This is a genomic window from Gordonia jacobaea, assembly GCF_965344965.1.
Classification (GTDB): domain Bacteria; phylum Actinomycetota; class Actinomycetes; order Mycobacteriales; family Mycobacteriaceae; genus Gordonia; species Gordonia jacobaea.
In genome coordinates this window covers 261,306-281,033 of record NZ_CBDRLS010000001.1, presented here as the reverse complement: position 1 = coordinate 281,033, position 19,728 = coordinate 261,306, and the positions used below count along the sequence as shown (strand labels likewise).

Sequence of the window (19,728 nt, the reverse complement as noted above, 5' to 3'; positions counted from 1 at the left end):
TCATGCTGATCACACAAGCCGAGATCGACGACGCCGCGGTGGTGTTGGCGCCCGTGATGCGCCGCACACCGATGGTGGCGTCGCGGGTGTTGTCCGAGCGCAGCGGCTCCGACGTCTGGCTCAAGTGCGAGAACCTGCAGCGCACAGGATCGTTCAAGCCGCGCGGCGCGTTCTACCGGATCTCGCGGCTCACCCCCGAGGAGCGTGCCGCGGGTGTCGTCGCGGCCAGTGCCGGCAATCATGCGCAGGGAGTGGCGTGGTCGGCGGCCCACCTCGGCATCACCTCGCGCGTCTACATGCCGGTGGGCGCAGCCCTACCGAAGTTGGCCGCCACCAAGGCATATGGGGCAGAGGTCGTGCTCGTCGGTGAGACGATCGACGAATCACTCGTTGCCGCAAGAGCTTTCGCGGAAGAGACGGGCGCGACGCTGATCCACCCGTTCGATCATCGCGACATCGTGGCGGGGCAGGCGACCGTCGGCGTCGAGATCTGTGAGCAGATGCCCGACGTCGGTTCGATCGTCGTCCCGCTCGGCGGAGGTGGGCTGCTCGCCGGGATCGCTGCCGCGGTCAAGGCACGGCGACCCGACGTCCGGATCATCGGTGTCCAAGCAGCGCAGGCAGCCGCATGGCCGACCTCGCTGCAGGAGGACATGCCCGTTGCGGCGACCCACATGTCGACGATGGCCGACGGGATCGCCGTCGCGCTGCCCGGCGACGTTCCGTTCGCGCACGTCCGTGAGTTGGTCGACGACGTGGTCACGGTCGACGAGGGACAGTTGGCCACCGCGCTACTCCTGCTGCTCGAGCGCGCGAAGCTGCTCGTCGAACCCGCGGGCGCCGCAGGAGTAGCCGCGCTGATGAGTCTCGACCTCGATCTGCCGGGACCGATTTGCGTCGTCACCTCCGGCGGGAACATCGACCCCCTCGTGCTCAGCCACGTGACCACCGCGGGACTGACCGCGTCCGGTCGTTTCCTCACGGTCACCGCCACGATTCCCGACCGCCCGGGTGGCCTCATCTCGCTACTCGAATTACTGCGTGAGCAGGGGGCAAGCGTCGTCGACGTCGTGCATTCGCGTGTTGCCGACGACCTACAGCTCGGCGAGGTGCAGGTGACGGTCAGCGCCGAGACCAGGGGCGCAGAGCACCAGGAGGCTGTGCGTGCCGCTCTCGCCGATGCAGGCTTCCTGCGCTGACGGGGTTTCCGGCGAGCGGCGTCGGATCAGGTCTGCGGACGCAGTGTCGAGAAGTGGCGCAGGGTGTCGGTTTCGACCGTCTTGAACACCGACGCCGCTGTCGGCCCGCTGAACAGCCTGACCGGCTTGGCTCCGGTCGCGAGTTCGAGAGCGAAGCGCCACACGAGGCGGCAGCCGACGTCGGCGCTGCTGACCTCGGTCAGTTCTCCGAACCGCGACAGGCCGGGTACGGTCACCGATTCTCCGCGAAATGCGTTGCGGTAGTGGTGTTCTGCCGGCTCCTCGAGCCAGTCGAAAAAGTACTCGGAGAGTGCCACGCCCGGACCGAGTTTGGCCTGACGGGTCGTGCCGACACCGTACGGCGGTGGCGAGGTGAACTCGATGCCCCTGATCGCCCGGCACCAGTCGAGGGTGTGTTGGCGTGTCAGCTCTGCCCACGCGCGTTCGGGCGTGACCGGCAGGTTGACGTCGATGCGATAGCTCACCGGTGCCGTGTCGAAGAAGTCGAGGTCGAAGGAGTCGAGTGCGTAGCTGCGAGCCATCGTGCCATTCAAGCACGGCGCCGCACCGTCTTTCGGCGATACGTCCAGCGCGGACGCTCTCGATATGCACCGCGGGGCTAATCTGGCACAGTGTCCGTCCCCGCAACCACCGTGATCGGTCTGCTCGGTCCCGTCGCCACCGGCGTGTCCGCGGCGCCGGATTCGCCGGTGACGCCGGATGATCTGGTGACGGTTCCGGGCATCCGCGCAAAGCGGCTGTTGGCGTCGCTGGCGCTGGCCGGAGGGCGCACCCGCTCGGCAGAGCGGCTCATCGACGATGTGTGGGGCGACGAACCGCCACGGTCACCCGGGGCGGCTTTGCACACCCAGATCTCCCGGCTGCGGACCGTCCTCGGGGCCGGGCGCATCGAGGCGTCGGGCAGCGGGTATCGCTTGATCGGCGGACGCACCGACATCGAGATCGTCGAAGAACTCATCGCGCAGGGAACCGTGACCGCGCTCGACGACGCCGCGTCGTGGTGGCGTGGCGAGCCAGGAGATGACCTCGGCGTCGAGGCCGCATCGCTGATCAGCGAGATCCGCGCACGGGCGGGACACGCGGAGGACGCGTTCAACCGTGCTCGCAGTGCGGCCGCGATGAATTCCGGCGACTACTCCACGGCGCGCGAGATCGCTGAACAACGTTGTGCTCGTGACCCATTGGATGAGACGGCTGCGCTGGATCTGATGCGCGCGCTCGCCGGTGAGGGACGCGTCGCCGATGCGCTCGCCGTGTACGCCGCGTTGCGCCGTCGACTATCGACGGAGTTGGGCGTCGATCCCGGTCCGACGATCACCGAGTTCCACAACGCGCTGCTCGCCGAGGGAGACCTCGATGTTCGACGACCCACCCCGAGCGCCCGACGCTCGAGTATGCAGACGGGTCTGCTGGTGGAGACGAGCGACCTCATCGGGCGTGAGGGCGACGTCACGTCGATTCTCGAGCAACTGAAGGCGAATCGCGTCGTCACCATTCAGGGGCCGGGCGGAGTGGGCAAGACGCGGGTGGCCAACCGCGTCGGGCACCGACTCGTCGACGAGGGATCATCTGTCTACTACGTTCCGCTCGCACCGATCCGCAACGACGACGACGTGGTGCCTGCCATCGCTGCGACGCTCGGCGTCGGTGAGTCGGACCTCGGTACCAACGCGCGACCGCGCATCGCGCCGACCGGTGATCTGCAGGACCGATTGATCGACGCGCTGCGCGGGCGGGGCGCGCTGTTGATCCTGGACAACTGCGAGCAGGTGATCGAGCGGTGCGCGCGCCTGGTGGCCGATCTGCTTGCTGCCGACTCGTCGTTGAAGATCCTCGTCACCAGCCGATCCCCGCTGATGCTGCCCGCCGAGCAGATCTTCGGATTGCCGACACTCGATGTCACCGACGACGGTGCCGCCGTCGAACTGTTCGTCACCCGAGCCCGCGCGGTGCGGCCCGACGCCGATCTGCCGCACGAATCCGTCGCGCGACTGTGCCGACATCTCGACGGCCTGCCGTTGGCAATCGAGTTGGCGGCAGCCCGAATTCGCACGATGACAGTCGAGGAGATCACCGATCGGTTGGCGGAGCGATTCGCACTGCTTCGTGGGACGGACCGCAGCGCTCCGGACCGGCACCGCACGTTGCGGGCCGTGATCGATTGGAGTTGGGACCTTCTCGACGACGATGCGCGTGAGGCGTTGCGTCGGCTCTGTAGGTTCCCGGCCGGGTTCACGGCCGACACGGCGGGAATCGTGCTGGGCTATCGCGGGTTTCGGCTCGACGACACTCTCGCCTCGCTGGTCAATCAGTCGTTGCTGACCGTGATCGAGGCCGACGGTCGGGTGCGCTACCGGATGCTGGAGATGGTGCGCGAGTTCGGCGAGGAGAAGCTCGCCGCGGAGCCGGGGCTGTCGTCGGAGGTCAACTCCGCAATGCGCGAGTGGGCCAGATCCGTTGCGTCGGAGATGGTTACCGGGTATGAGTCCGGCGTCGACGCAGGTTTGATGACCCGCGTTGCCGCCGACGTCGACAACCTCGTCTGGGTGCTCCGCCACTGCACGGAGCTGATCGCGCACGGCGAGAAGGACGACTCAGAGGTCGTCGATGCCGTCGACTGCGCGGTGCGCATCTTTCCCATCCTCGCCGGGTTCTGGATGGCGCGGGGCCTGCACGCGGAGATCATGAACTGGGGGTCGCGGCTGATCGACGTGTTGCCGACGCCGCCCCGCGATCTTTCAGACGAGCGTCGACGTGATTGGCAGGCAACGGTTCTCGCGTCGATGACGCATCAGATGCTGCGCCAAGACCTTCGAGAGCTCGCACGTGCGCGGTATTACCTGCGACGACTGCACAATCCCGATCGGATCTATCTCGAGCCGACCGAACTGATGACCGCGTGCGTGCTGAGCCGGAGCACGACCGAAGCCATCCGCTACGTCGTGCGTGGCACCACGAGCCCCGACGAACGGGTCGCGACGACAGCGCTGGGCGGACGGATGAATCTTGCCGAGAACCTCGGCCGTCTGGATAAGGCCGAACGCGACGGTGAGACGCTGCGCAAGCGGTCGCGGCTCGGGAGTGACCACTGGATGTCGGCGATGGCTCAGGTGAGTCTCGGCGGAATCCACAGTCAGCAGGCGAATTGGTCTACCGCCGTTGACTTCTATCGGGGCGGAATCGCCGACCTGGTTCGACTCGGTTCCTTCGAGGACGAGATGCAGACCCGCTGCTACCTCGCGGTGACGCTGATCAACCTCGACCAACTCGACGCCGCAGAAGAACAACTGGTGCACGTTGCCGACGGCTGGACGCCAGACGACCCCGACCCGCGTGGTTTCCCGGAAGTGTTTGCCGGAATGATGTTGGCCTTCGGCGAACTCCGTTACGCGCGTGGCGATCTGGCCGACGCCGCTGAGCTGTTCGCCCGAGCGGGAGACCTGCTGTTGCGCGAGCATCCGATGGCTGCGCGGGACCCAGGGGCCGCGATGCTGATCGGTGTCGCCGCCATCGGTTTGGTACGCACCGGGCAGCTTGATCGTGCACGCGCGTTGCTGCCGGTACTGGCGTCGGGCGTCGTCGAGACGCTGTCGCCGAGCGGGTGGAACGATATCCCGCAGTCCGCGAATTTGGCGGTCGCAACGGGATACGTGTTGTGCGATAGGAGTGAGACCAGACGTGATGGCGCTCGGCTCCTGATGCTCGGAAAACGATTGAAGGCGCGCGTCGATTATCCGGGCTACTACGCTGTGTTGACCGATTTGGTCGGTGCGTCGAAGCTGACGCAGGAGGAGTGGGACGACGTCACCGCCGACATCCCGGGCATGTCCCGGCGGCGCGCGACCGAAGAACTCGTCGAACTGCTTGCGTCGAAGACGCCCCGCCTCGCCTGAGATCACACAGAGCGACGGGCCTGCCGCGTGGCAGGCCCGTCGCTCGTGCGTGTTGGTCAGGCGTTGCGCATGTAGGCGCGCACGGCGAGCGGAGCGAAGACCGCGGTGATGACCGCTGCGCCTGCCAGCGCCCACACCACGTGGATGCCCGCGTGTCCGGTCGCGGTGAGCTCACGCACCGCGGTGACGAGGTGGCTCACCGGATTCACGTTCACGAATGCCTGCAACCAGCCCGGCATCGTGTCGACGGGAACGAACGCGTTCGACATGAAGGTCAGCGGGAACACGACGAGCATCGAGATTCCTTGTACGGCAGAGGCTTTGCTCATCATGCAACCCATGAGTGCGAAGATCCAGGAGACGGCGAAGCTGCACACCATGACCAGGACAACCGACGCGATGACGCCGACGGCGTTGGGGCGCCAGCCCATGATCAGGCCCATCACGACGGTGATGATGCTCGCGATGAGGTAGCGGATCACGTCGGCGAGAAGAGCTCCCGCCAGCGGACTGATGCGTGCGATCGGCAGCGAGCGGAATCTGTCGAAGACGCCCTTGTCCATGTCTTCACGCAACTGTGTTCCGGTCACGATGGAGCTCATCACCACGGTCTGCACGAGGATTCCCGGGATGATGACGGGAAGATACGACGAGACGTTGCCACTGATGGCACCGCCGAAGATGTAGGTGAACATCACCGTGAAGATGATCGGCATGATGGTCACGTCGAACAGTTGCTCGGGGTTGTGCCGGAGTTTGAGCACACCGCGGTAGGCCATGGTCAGCGACTGGCGTGCGGTCTCCGCGAGAGAGACGGACTGTTTCGCTCGTGCTCGGATGGCTCCGGTGGTGATGGCATTGGGTGTGACGGTTCGGGGAAGTGTTGTGGTCATCAGAGGTTCTCCTCTTGCGTGGCTTCTTCGTCTGCGGGGGCGTCGTGGGAATCGGCGGGTTTGCCGGTGAGGGTGAGGAACACCTCGTCGAGGCTCGGTTTCTGGACGTTGATCTCGTCGACGGTGATGCCGTCGGAGCGCATGGCGATCAGGACGTCGGGCACGAGGTCAGGGCGGTGCAGTGGGGCGGAAATCCTGCCTGCTTCTGCCGATAGGGTCGCGGGCTCACCCAGGACGCGTTCGACGATCTCGGCGACGCGCGGGGCGTCGGACCGTTCGAGTGGGGCGAGTTGCAATGTGGCCGCGCCCACCGAGTTCTTCAGGGCGTCGGCGGTGTCGTCGGCGATGACACGACCGTGGTCGATCACCGCGATGCGATCGGCGAGTTGGTCCGCCTCGTCGAGGTACTGGGTCGTCAGCAGCACGGTGGCGCCGTCTGCGACGAGTCGGCGGATGGTGTCCCACATCTGGGAGCGGGTGCGGGGGTCGAGTCCGGTGGTCGGCTCGTCGAGGAACAGCAGTGGTGGGGTGTCGATGAGGCTGGCCGCGAGGTCGAGGCGTCGACGCATTCCACCGGAGAAGTCCTTGAGCGGTCGGTCTGCTGCTTCTGTGAGTGAGAACTCGTCGAGCAGTTCGTCGGCTCGGACCTTGGCTGCTTTCCGCGAGAAGCCGAGCAGAAGGGCGAAGACGACGAGGTTCTGTCTCGCCGTCAGGTCTTCGTCGACCGATGCGTACTGGCCGGTGACGCCGACCAGCGACCGGACGGCCGTCGAGTCGCGCACGACGTCGTAGCCGAAGATCGTGGCTGAGCCCGCGTCTGGTCGCAGGAGTGTGGCCAGCATGCTGACGGTGGTGGTCTTGCCTGCTCCGTTGGGGCCGAGGACGCCGTACACAGAGCCGGTCGGAACTGCCAGGTCGACGCCGTCGACGGCGCGGTTCGAGCCGAATTGCTTGACCAGTCCGCGTGCATCGATGGCAAGTTCGGAACCCAGGGGGTTCGACGCGCTCGTCGTCGCAGTGGTGGTTGTTGTCGTAGTCATGGCGTCAGCCTGCACTACGCGACTGTCGTGGGCCTTACGTCAACTGTCATGCAGCGGCGTCGAAGCGTCCGCGGTGTCAGGGCGCCGTGAGATCTGTGGCGCTCAGTGGTGGGCGGGCGAGGTCACGCCGCCGATGCGGAGTGCACCGAACTGCGGTGAGGTGCAGTCGCGAGATCGGCCTCGTAGCGGATCACCGCTGCGACGTGCCCGAGACGCTGCTCGACGATCAAGATCGCCTCTGCCAGTTGCGTGGTGTCGTCGACGTCGGCGACCAGTGCGACGGTGTGTCCGTTGTTGCGCAACATGAACGGCACGACGTCGTAGTAGTTGCTGCTGACGACGGCAACCGGCGTGCCCTCGTCGAACAGGGTCTTGGCGTAGTGGGCAACGAGGGCGTCGTCGTCGAGGACGACGAGCGGAACGTCGGGGGTTGGCTGCTTGTGCATCTTCATGGTCCGTCCTCCTTTGGATGGTTGAATGCTCTGACTACACGATGAACCCGCAGGTTAGCGATGGTCTGGGGCCAAGCTGTGGATAACCTGTGGTCCGAAGCGATGTGTGGCTTGCCTGTGGATGGGCGCGGTGACTCCGGTCGTGACCGCGCCTAGCGTGCAGCGCATGGGGAGACGAAATCACAAGTCACGCAAGCCAACTGTCGGCCGCACGCGCAATGGCACCACCGGCAGCGATCGGCAGTACCACGCAGCCACCGGGCGACGGCTCAATCAGATTCCGTGGGCGGCGACGGGCATGCCCGACGTTCAGGCCGCGCTCGTCGACGCCTTCCGCGGGCTGGCCGAGGAGTGGGCGGCGTACATACGTCCGGTCGGCGTGCGGATGCTCCACGCGATGGCGCGATTCGATCAGTACCGAGAGGGACGTCTGGCACTCACCGAGGACGAATGCGCCGATCTCGCCGAGGACTACATCGAGAGCGTCGACCTGTACAAGCTGCTGCGCGGACTTCTCGGCCGCGCCGATACGTCCGCCGAAGTTCTCTCGAGGGTCTCGCCGATCTGGGTGCCCGAGTCGGTCGCCAGCGAGGCGAGGTCTGCGGACGGCGGTGCGAGCATTCGAGTGTTGCCCGAATTGGGCAGCGCGGGGCTCCTCGTCTTCGAGAAGCCTCTGACACGTATGACGGAGGGACCCCTACCCAACGGTGTCATCACGCCGACCGTCGACGTCGATGGTGTGCTGTGGTGGTCGCACGCCGAGTTCGCCGACATCGGGCTCGGTGGAGCGTGCACGAAGGAGGATACGACGACATGCGGGTCGTTCGAGGTGCAGCCGCTGACCCGCAGTCGCGACCTGCAGCCACTGCGCGGCGAGGCATGGCGGCTGTCGCTGCTGACCGAGGTGGCCAACTACAGCGTGGAGCCGTGCGACGACATGTCGGACGCGCCGTCGGGCATACCGCTCTTCCAGATGCTCGACCGCTTGGGAGTTATGTTGGGGCGCAGTGATATTCACGTGGGTGACGAGTCGGGAGCGCTGACCATCCGCCGCGACGACGCGGCGTGAGTCAGCTGCGGCGTGGAGTCGGGCTTGGTGCTGAGGCCGGCCTAGATGTGGACCGAATCGAAGGAGTTGGGTGCTGCAGCACCCAACTCCTTCGATACGACACACATTTGCGTGGAGAATGCCGGGCTGGTTACCGCGCCAGGCCGAGCGTCCGGCTGACGATGCCCGCCATCTCGCGCTCGCCAAGCGCGTTGGGATGCACGGGGATCGGCTGGACGGTGCCGAAGATCGGTTCAACCCAGCGCACGCCCACCGGCTTGCAGCCGTCGTGGCCTATCGACGGTGTGGTGGCGTCGACGTAGGTCACCCCGGTTGTCGTGGCCGCGCGCTTCACGGCGTCGTTGAGTGCGGTCTGGATTCCGTGCGCATAAGGCAGATCGCCGGCGGCGACAGGAAGATTGGGGCACGCCTGTGCGGTCGCGGGCATGATGAGCGGGTAGCTGACGATCGCGACGCGGGCCCTGGGCGACTTCGCGCGAATTGCCTTGAGCGCGTTCACTATCTTCGGGTAGGTCGCGGTCTGGATCTCGCGTGTCACCGACGAGCCGTACTGGTCTTTGCACGGCGTGCCGCGGAAACCTGTGGCGACTCCTGCTGCGACACACTTCGCGACGGTGCCGGCGAAGACGTTGCCGTCGTTGCCTCCGATCATCAGGGTGACCAGTTGTGTGTTGGGCCGTAGGGCGCGCAATTGTGGTGCGACGTCGGGGTATTGGCGAGTGAAGAAGTCTTTGGTCTGTGCGCCACCGCAACTGACGTCCTTGAGTGAGAAGCCATTGCGGCGTGCGATCACGTGCGAGAAGTTGTTGCTCGACTGCGTGCAGCTGCCGGGTTTGTCTGGCGCGGTGGGGGATACACCGGAACCCGCGGAGTAGCTGTCTCCGAGGTTGACGTACGCGAGCGGCGCGGGGGCGGCGTCGGCGAGTGTGGGTGTCGAAACCGAGGTCAGCAGTCCGACGGCCACGGCAGCGGCGACGACCCCGACTCGGCGCAGAGTGATGCGCGTTTTCATTCCTGAGTCTTAGCATCGCGAAACACCCGCGCGAGACGTTTTGGTCAAACACGTCTCAGACAGGGTACGAGTTTGCGGCTGCTCCGCGGAGCACTCGGATTCACCCGTTCAGACGACGCACCACACGGCCGTTTTTGTCGGAGTCGATCCATAGAGTCCCCTTCGTCGCCGAACGTACGGCGTCGCGAACGAAGGAAGACCAATGACGAACCCTCCGAATGCGCCCCAGTCGGGCGCTCCCCAGCCCGGTGTGCCCCAGTCGGGTGCGCCCCAGTCCGGTGTGCCCCAGTACGCGTACCCGCAGACCGGTGCCGGGCAGTTTGCCGGAGCACCGAACACGGTGCCGCAGTACGGCTTTCCGCCTCAGGGTCCCGGTGGCCAGCCGGTCAATCAGCCGCCCAAGAAGCGGCGCAAGTGGCCGTGGATTCTCGGTGCGCTGGTGGTGTTGATCGTGATCATCGCTGCGGTGTCGGGAGGCGGGTCGGAATCGGATTCGTCGTCGAACTCGACGTCGGCAGGGTCGTCGCAGCAGGGTGCCGAACAGAAGAACGCTGGCGCGGAAAAGGACAGCGGCGCAGCGGGACTCAATACTCCGGTGCGCGACGGCAAGTTCGAGTTCGTCGTGACGGGAGTGGAGAAGGGTCTGTCGAGTGTCGGCGACAATCCCTATCTGACCGAGCAGGCGCAGGGGCAGTTCGTGGTTGTCTCGATGACGGTGCAGAACACGAGCAAGGAGCCGCAGAGCTTCTCGCCGTCGGATCAGAAGCTCGTCGACGACCAGGGTCGCAGTTTTGAATCGAGCACCTCCGCGCAGATCGCCCTCGGCGGCTCCGACATTCCGGTGTGGGACAACATCAATCCGGGCAACACCGTCGATGCCAAGGTCGTCTTCGACATGCCGAAGGATGCGACTCCGACGACCATCGAGCTGCACGACTCGATGTTCTCGGGTGGCGTGAAGGTGCGTCTGAACTGATCACCTCGCGGTGAGATACGACGAAAGGTTGCTGTGGGCTGCGGAATCCGCAACCCGCAGCAACCTTTCAGCCTGCTGTGGTCCCGTAAGGGTCAGCTGTGGTACGGCTCGGCCTTGACGAGCGTCACCTTCACCACCGAGCCGTTGGGCACGGTGTATTCGCGGGTGTCGCCGACCTTGGCGTCGATCAGTGCGGAGCCGAGCGGCGAGCTCGGCGAATAGGTCTCGAGCTTGCCTGCCTGTGCCTCTTCGCGGGTGGCGATGAGGAAGGTCTCTTCGTCGCTCTTGTCGCCGTCGTAGTACACGGTGACGACGGAACCGGGCAGTGCGACGCCGGACTGTGTCGGGGCCTCGCCGACCTTCGCGTTGTTGAGCAACTCCTGGAGCTGGCGGATACGGGCTTCCTGCTGGCCCTGCTCCTCGCGGGCGGCGTGGTAGCCGCCGTTCTCCTTGAGGTCGCCCTCTTCGCGACGCTCGTTGATCTCGGCAGCAATGACCGGACGGTTGGCGATCAGAGAGTCGAGCTCGCTCTTGAGGCGGTCGTGCGACTCCTGGGTCAGCCAGGTCACCTGGGTGTCGGTCATCGGTCACTCCTTTGTGTTGTCCGCTCCCCGGCAATGTCTGAACCGGGGCACTGTCCCGAATCGGGACACATGGACTGCTGTAAATGCTTGGTTTGCCCACATGCTTCATGCGCGCACGTGCTTGGTTATGTCACACGCGGTAGCACGTGTGGGCCTGCTCTAAATGCAGCAACACGACCCCTCTCGGAGCCGTGTATTCAGTCAGGATACCAAATCCAGACGGATGTGGCACATCACACGTCGGTCGTGTTGACCTCGGCGAGGGCCTGCTGGTAGCTGGGTTCAGATCGTTTCAGCCATGCGACGACGCCGTAGGTGATCGGCATGACGAGGATTTCGACGAGCGTTTTCCAAATGAATCCCACGGCGGTGTAATTGATGAAGTCGCCCCAGGTCGATATTCCCAGGGCGGATGCGGCAATCGAACAGAACACGAGTGTGTCGGCGAATTCTCCGACGACGGTTGAGCCGAGTAGCCGTGCCCACAGTCGCTTTTCGCCCGCGCGTTGCTTCATTTTGACGAGCACGAACGAGTTGAGGAACTCGCCTGCGAGGTAGCCGGCCAACCCGGCGAGTAAGAACTGCGGCACCACTCCGGCTACGCGTGTGAACGCTTCCTGGCCGTCGTAGAAGTCGGCAGCGGGCAGGTGGATGGTCGCCCAGAAACACAGTGACGCCAAGAGGAGGACGGCGAAGCCCGCGAGGATCGTCCGGCGCATCGCCTTGAATCCGTAGACCTCGCTGATCACGTCGCCCAGGACGTATGCCAACGGAAAGAGGTAAAACGCGCCGTCGGTGACCAGGCCGTTCATGTGGATTGGGCCGACGTCGAGGTGGAGCCAACTGTCGAACAACACGACACCCTTGGTGCCGGTGATGTTGCTGATGAGCATGACACCGATGAACAGCGCCACCAACGCGGGGAAGTACGGGCTGCTCAGGTGGGCGAAGACCGCCTTGTCCGGTCTTCCCCTCTTGTCGTGTTTACCCGGCGCGTCGCGTACGCCGCGGTCACCGTCTGGAGTGGCCGACGTCGGCACGGGACGCTCTTCTGTCACGACGCGGAGGAGGTCAGGTATGCGGGTACGTCGGTGCTGCAGCCGAACACCTCACCGATGACCGGCGGCCCGGACGTCTTGATGACGGTGCGCAGTCCCTGCTGCTGGGTGCCCGGCGGTACGAGAACCTCACGACGCCCCGCCTCCGAGCCGTCCTTGACCCTGGCGCGGACAACGCATGCCACCGGCTGGGTCGGGTCCTTGCGGGTCACCGTGTACAGCACGGCGACCGATGAGTCGTCGAGGATCTCGTAGCCGGTCGCCTGTCCGCTGACATCGGGATCGGCGAACTTGTTGTAGCCGATTGCGGCCAGGATCACACCGAGGACCACAACCGTGACTGCCGATGCGATGAACCACAGGCGCCGACTCCGGGCCGACTGTGCAACGGGATAGGTGGCACGCGGTCCGCTACGCGGTTGTTTGTGCAGGTCGGGTTCCTGCGGCGTGCCCCCGTCTGAACTGTTCACGGGTCAATACCTACCATGAGAGGAGTACGTATCCGAAGGCGAGGAACCGTGACCGAATCGCGCACGCAGGGCGGCTACCGTCTGATGGCAGTGCATGCCCATCCCGACGACGAGTCGAGCAAGGGCGCGGCCACATCGGCCAAATACGCCGCGGAGGGCAACGAGGTCCTCATCGTGACCCTCACCGGTGGCGAACGCGGCGACATCTTGAACCCGGCGATGGATCGTCCCGGGATCAAGGAGCGGATGACCGAGGTCCGCAAAGAGGAGATGGCGAAAGCTGCCGCTGCGCTCGGCGTCGAGCAGACGTGGCTCGGCTACGTCGACTCAGGCCTGCCAGAAGGCGACCCGTTGCCTCCGCTGCCGGAGGGCTCGTTTGCGACGTTGCCGGTGGAGGTGCCGACGGAGAAGCTGGTTGAGCTGGTCCGCGAGTTCCGCCCGCACGTGATGATCACCTACGACGAGCACGGTGGATATCCCCATCCCGACCACATCATGTGCCACAAGGTGTCGGTGGCGGCGTTCGAGGCCGCCGGCGACCCGGCGGCATTCCCCGACGCGGGCGAGCCGTGGACGGTGTCGAAGCTGTATTACACGCACGGATTCATCCGGGACCGCATGGTGCTGTTCTCCGAGGAGTTCGAGAAGAGCGGCCAGGAGAGTCCATTTGCCGAGTGGCTCTCCAAGTGGGATCCCAGTCGCGGCGATCTCATGGGACGCGTGACCACCCAGGTCGAATGCGCGGAGTATTTCCCGCAGCGCGACGACGCACTGCGTGCGCACGCGACACAGATCGATCCCAACGGCATGTTCTTCGCGGTCCCGCTCGAGTGGCAGCAGCGACTCTGGCCCACCGAGGAGTACGAGTTGGCACAGACGCGGGTGACCACCGCGATTCCGGAAACAGACCTGTTCACAGGTGTATCGCTCGACGACGAAGCCGTCGGGGTTGGGGAGCAGGCGACGTCATGACGTTCTCGACAATCGCGGTGTTGGCCGCACAGCAACCTCAGGGACCCGAGTTCGGCAAGGCCTCGCCGATCGGTCTGCTGGTGATCGTGGTCCTGCTCATTGGCACCGCCTTGCTGATCCGTTCGATGAACAAGCAACTCCGCAAGCTGCCGAAGTCGTTCGACGCCAACCATCCCGAAGCCGACCAGGCGTTCGACGAGGGCACGGACGCGGCCGGTGCTGGTGTTGCGGATAGCGACTCCGAGCGAGCCGCACAGGCAGAAGGCCGCGCCACGGCGACGGGAACCGGAAACGGGGTCTCGGTCAGCGCCGATACCACCGCCGACCCCGCGGTGCGACGGGACTCCGGCGCCACCTGACCTTGTAGTTCGACCGGTAGCAGGGACCCCAACGACTCTCGCGACGGAGCGGATCGGATATGCCGAATCAACTGAGCGAATCGTCGAGCCCCTACCTCCGGCAGCACGCTGACAATCCCGTCGACTGGCGCGAGTGGTCCGACGCCGCGCTCGAGGAGTCGGTTCGGCGCGACGTCCCGGTATTGCTCTCGGTGGGCTATGCGGCATGCCACTGGTGTCACGTGATGGCGCACGAGTCCTTCGAGGACGCAGACACCGCCGCTCAGATGAACCGCGACTTCGTCTGCATCAAAGTCGACCGCGAAGAACGTCCGGACATCGACGCGATCTACATGAACGCGACGGTCGCGATGACTCGCCAGGGCGGCTGGCCGATGACGTGCTTTCTCACCCCTTCTGGTGAGCCCTTCTACTGCGGCACGTACTTTCCCGACACCCCACGCGGCAGAATGCCGTCGTTCCGGCAGATCCTCTCAGCGGTGACGCAGGCGTGGACGACGCGGCGCAGCGAGATCGAGTCGATGGGTTCACGTGTCCGAGAAGCCTTATCCGACGCCGCGTCCGCACTTCCGGCGGGCGGTGTCGACGTCGATGAACGGCTACTCGACTACGCGGTCACCACCGTGCTCGGCGACGAGGACCGGGTCTCGGGTGGATTCGGTGGGGCGCCGAAGTTTCCACCGTCCGCGTTGCTCGAAGGTCTGCTGCGGCACTACGAGCGGTCAGCCGACGCCGCGCCTCTGCAAGCCGTGATGCGCACAACCGATGCGATGGCCCGTGGTGGAATCTACGACCAACTCGGCGGTGGCTTCTCGCGGTATGCGGTCGACAACGACTGGGTGGTACCGCATTTCGAGAAGATGCTCTACGACAACGCCCAGTTGCTCCGCGTGTACGGACATCTCGCGAGAATCGTCGACGACCCGCTGCCCGGCCGGATCGCCGAGGAGATCGTCGACTTTCTGCGTCGGGATCTGCGTGTCGCCGGTGGGTTCGCCTCGTCGCTCGACGCCGATGCCGCAGGCGTCGAGGGCTCGACCTACGTGTGGACTCCCGCCGAGTTGCGCGAGGTTCTCGGTGACGAGGACGGCGAGTGGGCCGCAGCGCTTTTCGGCGTCACCGAGGCGGGAACCTTCGAACACGGTGCGTCGACGCTGCAGCTGCGCACCGACCCCGAAGACACCGACAGGTACGCGGACGTCAGGCGTCGACTCCTCACTGCGCGGGCGTCGCGCCCGCAACCCCCGCGCGACGACAAGGTGGTGACGGGGTGGAATGCCATGGCGGTCACCGCACTCGCCGAGGCCGGCGCGGCTCTGGATCATCCCGACTGGGTGGAACTGGCCATCGAGGTGCTGACCGAGCTCGTCGACACCCATCTCGTCGACGGACAACTGCGGCGCTCATCTCTCGGCGGAGTTGTCGGTGTGCCGGTGGCTGCACTCGACGACCACGCCGCACTGGTCACCGCGATGCTGACCGTCTGCCAGGTCACGGGCGAAACGAGTTGGTGCGACAAGGGTTTGGCGTTGCTCGACGAGGCGATCGAGACATTCGCCGACCCCGACGAGGCGGGAGCCTGGTTCGACGCCGCGCAGGGAACACTCATCGCGCGGCCCCGGGATCCGGCAGACGGTGCGACACCGTCGGGTGCCTCGCTTGTGGCCGAGGCCGCGCTCATCGCGTCGGCCCTCGCGCGGATGGGTCCCGCGACCCGTTACGCGAGCATCGTCGACGAGACGTTGACGCGTGGCAGCGTGCTCTTGGCCAAAGTGCCCCGTTCAGCGGGGCATTGGCTTGCCGTTGCCGAGGCGCGCCAGGATGGGCCGATCCAGGTCGCGATCGCCGAAGACTCCCGCAGCGCAGGCGAATTGGCCACGGCGGCACGACGACTCGCGCCCGGTGGAGCGGTCGTCGTATCGGGTGCGCGCGATTCGCAGCCCCTGCTCGACGGCCGCGGGCCGGTCAAGGGACACGACGCCGCTTACGTCTGCCGCGGCACGGTGTGCGACCTCCCGGTGGTCGACGCGCACGATCTGGCCGCTTCGCTGGCCAGATCAGCGGCGACCTGACGACGCGTGTGCGCGGCGACTGCCCGAGCGAACGGGCACATTCAGCGCAGCAGTGAGAGTGCCTCGAGCCCGTCGTCGTAGCCGAGAACCGCTGCCAGGCCGCGGATGTCGGGATCGAAGGGGTTTTCGCCGGAGCGGCTCAGCGTGGTGGGCGACGGCGAAATGACTGTGGCCCTCTCCAGAACCGCTGCGATATCGGGCCGAGCCATCGCCGGATCGTCGACCATCGGCGCGAGAACGACGACGCGCTCGACGTCCTCGGCGAGGTGTGCGTTGGTGGGGCTCAACGAGCCGCCGTCGACGTAGGTCGCCCCGGCGATGGTGACCGTCGGCCAGATTCCGGGTACCGCACAGCTCGCGGTCACCGCATCGATGAGATCGACGCCCGAGTCCGACCCGAAGACCACGAGTCGGCCGTCGGATCGTAGTGCCGTGACCCGCAAGGCGATTGGCCACGTCGTTCCGGACAATCTCGACTCGACGGCGTCACGGCGTGCGTGCGGATCGGCCGTCGACAGCGCATCCGACAATGCGACAAAACGTTGCGCGCGTTCGGGATCGGGCGCGGTTGATGCGGCGATAGACGCGAAGGCCTGCATCGGTGCGGCCAGATCGCCCGTGGGCGTCAGCTCCGCGTTGCGGCGCGACTTACGCGTCATGGACTCGAAAAGAGTGGATGCCGAGCCGGATTGGAGCACTGCAGCCCCAGTCGCCGAACCCGCGGACGTCCCGATGACGACGTCGGCGTCGGCCGCGACCAGAGTGCTGGATTCCTCGAGCGCGGCCAGAACACCTGTCATCCAACCGATGCCGAGCAGGCCACCACCACCGAGTACCAGCGCCGTCGATGGGGTCACAGGGAGCCGGTGCGCGGGCGTGCGCCTTCTGGTCCGCGTAGCTCGACGAGCCGTCGATCACCCGCGTGATCGCTCAACAGTGCGCTGCCCGCCGGGCGCAGGTCGATGTTGGCGCCCTGGCTGATCGGCCACCCGAGAAATCGGCAGATGAACGACCGCGAGAAGTGTCCGTGCGAGACCACGATGACGTCGGACTTCTCGAAACGCTCCTCGACGTGGTCGACGGCGGCGTCGACACGCGTTGTCATGTCGGAGACGGACTCGCCGTTGCGGCCGCCGCCGGTCCAGATCGTCCAGTCGGGGTCGTAGCGCTCGTGGATCTGAGCGCGGGTCAGGCCCTCGTAGTCGCCGTAGTCCCACTCGGCGAACAGCTCGCTGGTCTCGTCGACGTGCAGTCCGGCGAGCTGTGCGGTGCGCTGGGCGCGCTTCCGGGGCGACGCCATGACCCACGGATCGGTGAGTCCCGAGCGGTTCTCGATCCCTTTCAGCGCTCGCGCATCCTCCTCGCCCTTCGGGGTCAGATCGATGTCGGTGCGGCCGGTGTGCCGGTCTGTCAGCGACCATTCGGTCTGTCCGTGGCGGATGAGGAGCACGTGGTGGGTGGCGTCGTGCCGAGGGTCGGTCATGTTTCCGATGCTAGTGGCGTCCTCGAAGTGGCCGCAGTAATTCTGTGTGCATGTCGCTGCGATCGGTGCGTGACGAGCAGCGCTCAGCTGCTCAGCGCCTCCGCGAATCGCTCGACGAGCCAGTCGATCTCGTCGTGCGTGACGACGATCGGTGGTGCGAGGCGGATCGTCGAACCGTGGGTGTCCTTGGCGAGTACGCCGCCTGCGGCGAGACGCAGGCAGAGTTCTTTGCCTGTGCCGAGGTCGGGGTCGATGTCGATGCCTGCCCACAGTCCTTTGCCGCGGACGGCGATGACGCCGTGTCCGACGAATTCGCGCAGGCGGGCGTGGAGGTGTTCGCCGAGTTCGGCTGCGCGTGCCTGCCAGGTGCCCTCGGCGAGCATGCGGACAACGGTGTGCCCGACGGCGGCCGCGAGAGGGTTTCCACCGAACGTCGAACCGTGCTGTCCGGGGTGGAGTACTCCGAGCACATCTCGGTCGGCAACCACGGCCGACACCGGGAGTACACCTCCGCCGAGTGCCTTGCCGAGTGTGTAGACGTCGGGCACCACGCCCCAGTGCTCACATGCGAACGTCGTGCCGGTCCGACCGAGACCCGACTGGATTTCGTCGGCGATCATCAGCACGTTGTTCTCGGTGCAGAGTCGACGGACCTCGGGCAGGTAGTCGTCGGGCGGGACGATGATGCCGGCCTCGCCCTGGATCGGTTCGATCAGCACGGCGACCGTGGTGTCGTCGATGGCGTCGGCCAGCGCGGCGGCGTCACCGAACGGCACACGCGTGAAACCCGGTGTGAATGGCCCGAATCCGCCGCGCGCGTCCTCGTCGTCGCTGAAACTCACGATGCTGATCGTGCGGCCGTGGAAGTTGCCGCCCGCCACGATGACCGTCGCGTGTCCCGGTGCAACGCCTTTCACGTCGTATCCCCACTTGCGGGCCACCTTGAGTGCAGATTCGACGGCCTCGGCGCCGGTGTTCATCGGAAGCACCATCTCCTTGCCGCACAGTTCGGCGAGCGCCGCGCAGAACGGTTCGAGTGCGTCGGAGCCGAACGCGCGACTGGTGAGCGTGACGCGATCGAGTTGTGCCTTTGCGGCCGCGACGATCTCGGGGTTGCGGTGGCCGAAGTTGACCGCGGAGTAGGCGCCGAGCGCGTCGAGGTAACGCCGGCCGTCGACGTCGGTGATCCACGCTCCCTCAGCGGTCGCCGCAGTGACCGGCAGCGGTGAATAGTTGTGTGCCACATGGGGTTCGACAAGCGTGTGCATGATGTTCTCGTCCGACGTCGCTGGTAGCCGCAATTCTAGCGTGCAGCATTTGACGCCACCGCCGCCTTTGAGGAGTTCGGAGAGGTCGACGGTGATCGGTAGGTAGCCTGCGTCGCGCAGGCGTGACTCCAATCCCGGTGCGGCATCGGTCATCACCACGTGGCGACCGTCGGAAACGAGGTTCAGTCCGAGGACGACGGCGTCGGATTCGGTGGCGATGATCGCGTCCGGATAGAGGTCGGCGAGAACGGCGCGCGACGCGGGTGAGAAGGCGTCGGGGAAGTAGGCGATTGTGTCGTCGTCGAGCACGCCGAGTGCTGTGTCGAGGTGGTAGAAGCGCGGATCGATCAGTTCGAGACCGACAACCGGAAGTCCCGTGATCGAAGCGACTTCGGCGTGAGTGTCGGGGTGTGTGCGAAACCCGGTTCCCGCCAGGATGCGTCGACCGACGAGGAGGAAGTCGCCTTCGCCCTCCTGCACGCCGACGGTCTCATGCACAGCGTCGGCGCCGCAGGTGTGTAACCATGCCGTGTAGTGCTCGCCTTCCGGCGCGCGCTCGGGGTGCAGGAACCGTGCTGCCACGGCCTTTCCGTCGACGACGAGTCCGCCGTTGGCGGCATAGACCATGTCGGGCAGACCTGGTTGGGCGTCGACGAGTGCGACGGAGTGGCCGAGGGATCGGTAGATGTCACGCAGCGACTCCCATTGCGCCATGGCTAGTTCTGCGTCGACGGGGACGGACGGGTCCATCCACGGGTTGATCGAGTAGGTGACCGTGTAGTGGGAAGGAGGGGTCATCGCATAGGTGCGGGTGCGTGGGGTGCGTTCGGTGGGCGCAGTCAACCGTGGACTCGTCAGCGTCATAATTCGACGGTATCGTCAGCGTGCAGCGCAAACAATCGACGAG

18 protein-coding genes are annotated in these 19,728 nt (G+C 65.8%); 7 read left to right on the top strand and 11 right to left on the bottom strand.

Annotated features, from left to right (window positions below; translation table 11 throughout):
- Positions 1-2: 2 nt before the first annotated feature.
- Positions 3-1,199, top strand: coding sequence for a threonine ammonia-lyase (gene ilvA, locus ACRVY7_RS01255; RefSeq protein ID WP_270485945.1), 1,197 nt, complete (start codon positions 3-5; stop codon positions 1,197-1,199).
- A 26-nt stretch (positions 1,200-1,225) separates the two neighbouring features.
- Here the strand turns inward: ilvA and ACRVY7_RS01250 are convergent, their stop codons facing one another.
- The gene (locus tag ACRVY7_RS01250; protein WP_270485944.1) at positions 1,226-1,741 is read right to left on the bottom strand and encodes an SRPBCC family protein; all 516 of its coding nucleotides are present in this window, start codon (positions 1,739-1,741) and stop codon (positions 1,226-1,228) included.
- A gap of 90 nt (positions 1,742-1,831) precedes the next feature.
- Here ACRVY7_RS01250 and ACRVY7_RS01245 point away from each other — a divergent pair, with 90 nt between their 5' ends.
- Positions 1,832-5,113, top strand: coding sequence for an AfsR/SARP family transcriptional regulator (locus ACRVY7_RS01245; RefSeq protein WP_431815699.1), 3,282 nt, complete (start codon positions 1,832-1,834; stop codon positions 5,111-5,113).
- Positions 5,114-5,169: 56 nt separating this feature from the next.
- Here ACRVY7_RS01245 and ACRVY7_RS01240 read toward each other — a convergent pair whose 3' ends face one another.
- The 3 genes from ACRVY7_RS01240 to ACRVY7_RS01230 form a co-directional block, all read right to left on the bottom strand.
- Positions 5,170-6,006, bottom strand: a complete 837-nt coding sequence (locus ACRVY7_RS01240) for an ABC transporter permease (RefSeq protein ID WP_431815698.1) — start codon at positions 6,004-6,006, stop codon at positions 5,170-5,172.
- Positions 6,006-7,046, bottom strand: coding sequence for an ATP-binding cassette domain-containing protein (locus ACRVY7_RS01235; protein WP_431815697.1), 1,041 nt, complete (start codon positions 7,044-7,046; stop codon positions 6,006-6,008). The genes ACRVY7_RS01240 and ACRVY7_RS01235 overlap by 1 nt, the downstream gene beginning before the upstream one ends.
- Positions 7,047-7,168: 122 nt before the next feature.
- On the bottom strand, positions 7,169-7,498 hold the full coding sequence (locus ACRVY7_RS01230; protein ID WP_431815696.1) for a hypothetical protein: 330 nt from the start codon (positions 7,496-7,498) through the stop codon (positions 7,169-7,171).
- Between the two features lie 166 nt (positions 7,499-7,664).
- On the opposite strand from ACRVY7_RS01230, the gene ACRVY7_RS01225 reads away from it, so the two are divergent.
- A complete protein-coding gene (locus ACRVY7_RS01225; RefSeq protein WP_431815695.1) occupies positions 7,665-8,567 on the top strand; it encodes a hypothetical protein in 903 nt (300 codons plus the stop codon).
- A gap of 130 nt (positions 8,568-8,697) precedes the next feature.
- Here ACRVY7_RS01225 and ACRVY7_RS01220 read toward each other — a convergent pair whose 3' ends face one another.
- Positions 8,698-9,579: an SGNH/GDSL hydrolase family protein gene (locus ACRVY7_RS01220; protein ID WP_431815694.1), complete on the bottom strand. Its 882-nt coding sequence runs from the start codon at positions 9,577-9,579 to the stop codon at positions 8,698-8,700.
- A gap of 202 nt (positions 9,580-9,781) precedes the next feature.
- On the opposite strand from ACRVY7_RS01220, the gene ACRVY7_RS01215 reads away from it, so the two are divergent.
- Positions 9,782-10,555, top strand: a complete 774-nt coding sequence (locus ACRVY7_RS01215; protein ID WP_431815693.1) for a DUF4352 domain-containing protein — start codon at positions 9,782-9,784, stop codon at positions 10,553-10,555.
- A 92-nt stretch (positions 10,556-10,647) separates the two neighbouring features.
- On the opposite strand, the gene greA is transcribed toward ACRVY7_RS01215, so the two are convergent.
- From greA to ACRVY7_RS01200, 3 genes are all read right to left on the bottom strand, one after another.
- On the bottom strand, positions 10,648-11,139 hold the full coding sequence (gene greA, locus ACRVY7_RS01210; protein ID WP_049699673.1) for a transcription elongation factor GreA: 492 nt from the start codon (positions 11,137-11,139) through the stop codon (positions 10,648-10,650).
- A gap of 233 nt (positions 11,140-11,372) precedes the next feature.
- Positions 11,373-12,080, bottom strand: a complete 708-nt coding sequence (locus ACRVY7_RS01205; RefSeq protein ID WP_064869615.1) for a queuosine precursor transporter — start codon at positions 12,078-12,080, stop codon at positions 11,373-11,375.
- A gap of 113 nt (positions 12,081-12,193) precedes the next feature.
- Entirely contained in the window at positions 12,194-12,667 is a 474-nt protein-coding gene (locus ACRVY7_RS01200) for a DUF4307 domain-containing protein (protein WP_064869588.1), read from the bottom strand.
- 84 nt (positions 12,668-12,751) lie between these two features.
- On the opposite strand from ACRVY7_RS01200, the gene mca reads away from it, so the two are divergent.
- Genes mca through ACRVY7_RS01185 form a run of 3 tightly spaced genes read left to right on the top strand, consistent with a single transcriptional unit; the run spans position 12,752 to position 16,070 of the window.
- Positions 12,752-13,639: a mycothiol conjugate amidase Mca gene (gene mca, locus ACRVY7_RS01195; RefSeq protein WP_231894167.1), complete on the top strand. Its 888-nt coding sequence runs from the start codon at positions 12,752-12,754 to the stop codon at positions 13,637-13,639.
- The gene (locus ACRVY7_RS01190; RefSeq protein ID WP_431815692.1) at positions 13,636-13,998 is read left to right on the top strand and encodes a hypothetical protein; all 363 of its coding nucleotides are present in this window, start codon (positions 13,636-13,638) and stop codon (positions 13,996-13,998) included. The genes mca and ACRVY7_RS01190 overlap by 4 nt, the downstream gene beginning before the upstream one ends.
- Positions 13,999-14,057: 59 nt before the next feature.
- Positions 14,058-16,070 carry a thioredoxin domain-containing protein gene (locus tag ACRVY7_RS01185; protein WP_431815691.1) on the top strand — a complete coding sequence of 671 codons (2,013 nt, stop codon included), beginning with the start codon at positions 14,058-14,060 and terminating at the stop codon, positions 16,068-16,070.
- Positions 16,071-16,111: 41 nt separating this feature from the next.
- Here the strand turns inward: ACRVY7_RS01185 and ACRVY7_RS01180 are convergent, their stop codons facing one another.
- The 3 genes from ACRVY7_RS01180 to rocD form a co-directional block, all read right to left on the bottom strand.
- Positions 16,112-16,927: a patatin-like phospholipase family protein gene (locus ACRVY7_RS01180; RefSeq protein ID WP_431815690.1), complete on the bottom strand. Its 816-nt coding sequence runs from the start codon at positions 16,925-16,927 to the stop codon at positions 16,112-16,114.
- Positions 16,924-17,553, bottom strand: coding sequence for a histidine phosphatase family protein (locus tag ACRVY7_RS01175; RefSeq protein WP_049699668.1), 630 nt, complete (start codon positions 17,551-17,553; stop codon positions 16,924-16,926). Before ACRVY7_RS01175 ends, ACRVY7_RS01180 begins: the two co-directional genes overlap by 4 nt.
- An 83-nt stretch (positions 17,554-17,636) precedes the next feature.
- On the bottom strand, positions 17,637-19,685 hold the full coding sequence (gene rocD / locus ACRVY7_RS01170) for an ornithine--oxo-acid transaminase (RefSeq protein WP_431815689.1): 2,049 nt from the start codon (positions 19,683-19,685) through the stop codon (positions 17,637-17,639).
- Positions 19,686-19,728: the final 43 nt, after the last annotated feature.

Excerpts from the sequence above, each read along its gene's own strand:
- ilvA (WP_270485945.1), top strand. The coding sequence starts at position 3 with ATGCTGATCACACAAGCCGAGATCGACGACGCCGCGGTGGTGTTGGCG.
- ACRVY7_RS01250 (WP_270485944.1), bottom strand. The coding sequence starts at position 1,741 with ATGGCTCGCAGCTACGCACTCGACTCCTTCGACCTCGACTTCTTCGAC.
- ACRVY7_RS01240 (WP_431815698.1), bottom strand. The coding sequence starts at position 6,006 with ATGACCACAACACTTCCCCGAACCGTCACACCCAATGCCATCACCACC.
- ACRVY7_RS01235 (WP_431815697.1), bottom strand. The coding sequence starts at position 7,046 with ATGACTACGACAACAACCACCACTGCGACGACGAGCGCGTCGAACCCC.
- ACRVY7_RS01230 (WP_431815696.1), bottom strand. The coding sequence starts at position 7,498 with ATGAAGATGCACAAGCAGCCAACCCCCGACGTTCCGCTCGTCGTCCTC.
- ACRVY7_RS01225 (WP_431815695.1), top strand. The coding sequence starts at position 7,665 with ATGGGGAGACGAAATCACAAGTCACGCAAGCCAACTGTCGGCCGCACG.
- ACRVY7_RS01220 (WP_431815694.1), bottom strand. The coding sequence starts at position 9,579 with ATGAAAACGCGCATCACTCTGCGCCGAGTCGGGGTCGTCGCCGCTGCC.
- ACRVY7_RS01215 (WP_431815693.1), top strand. The coding sequence starts at position 9,782 with ATGACGAACCCTCCGAATGCGCCCCAGTCGGGCGCTCCCCAGCCCGGT.
- greA (WP_049699673.1), bottom strand. The coding sequence starts at position 11,139 with ATGACCGACACCCAGGTGACCTGGCTGACCCAGGAGTCGCACGACCGC.
- mca (WP_231894167.1), top strand. The coding sequence starts at position 12,752 with ATGGCAGTGCATGCCCATCCCGACGACGAGTCGAGCAAGGGCGCGGCC.
- ACRVY7_RS01190 (WP_431815692.1), top strand. The coding sequence starts at position 13,636 with ATGACGTTCTCGACAATCGCGGTGTTGGCCGCACAGCAACCTCAGGGA.
- ACRVY7_RS01185 (WP_431815691.1), top strand. The coding sequence starts at position 14,058 with ATGCCGAATCAACTGAGCGAATCGTCGAGCCCCTACCTCCGGCAGCAC.
- ACRVY7_RS01175 (WP_049699668.1), bottom strand. The coding sequence starts at position 17,553 with ATGACCGACCCTCGGCACGACGCCACCCACCACGTGCTCCTCATCCGC.
- rocD (WP_431815689.1), bottom strand. The coding sequence starts at position 19,685 with ATGACGCTGACGAGTCCACGGTTGACTGCGCCCACCGAACGCACCCCA.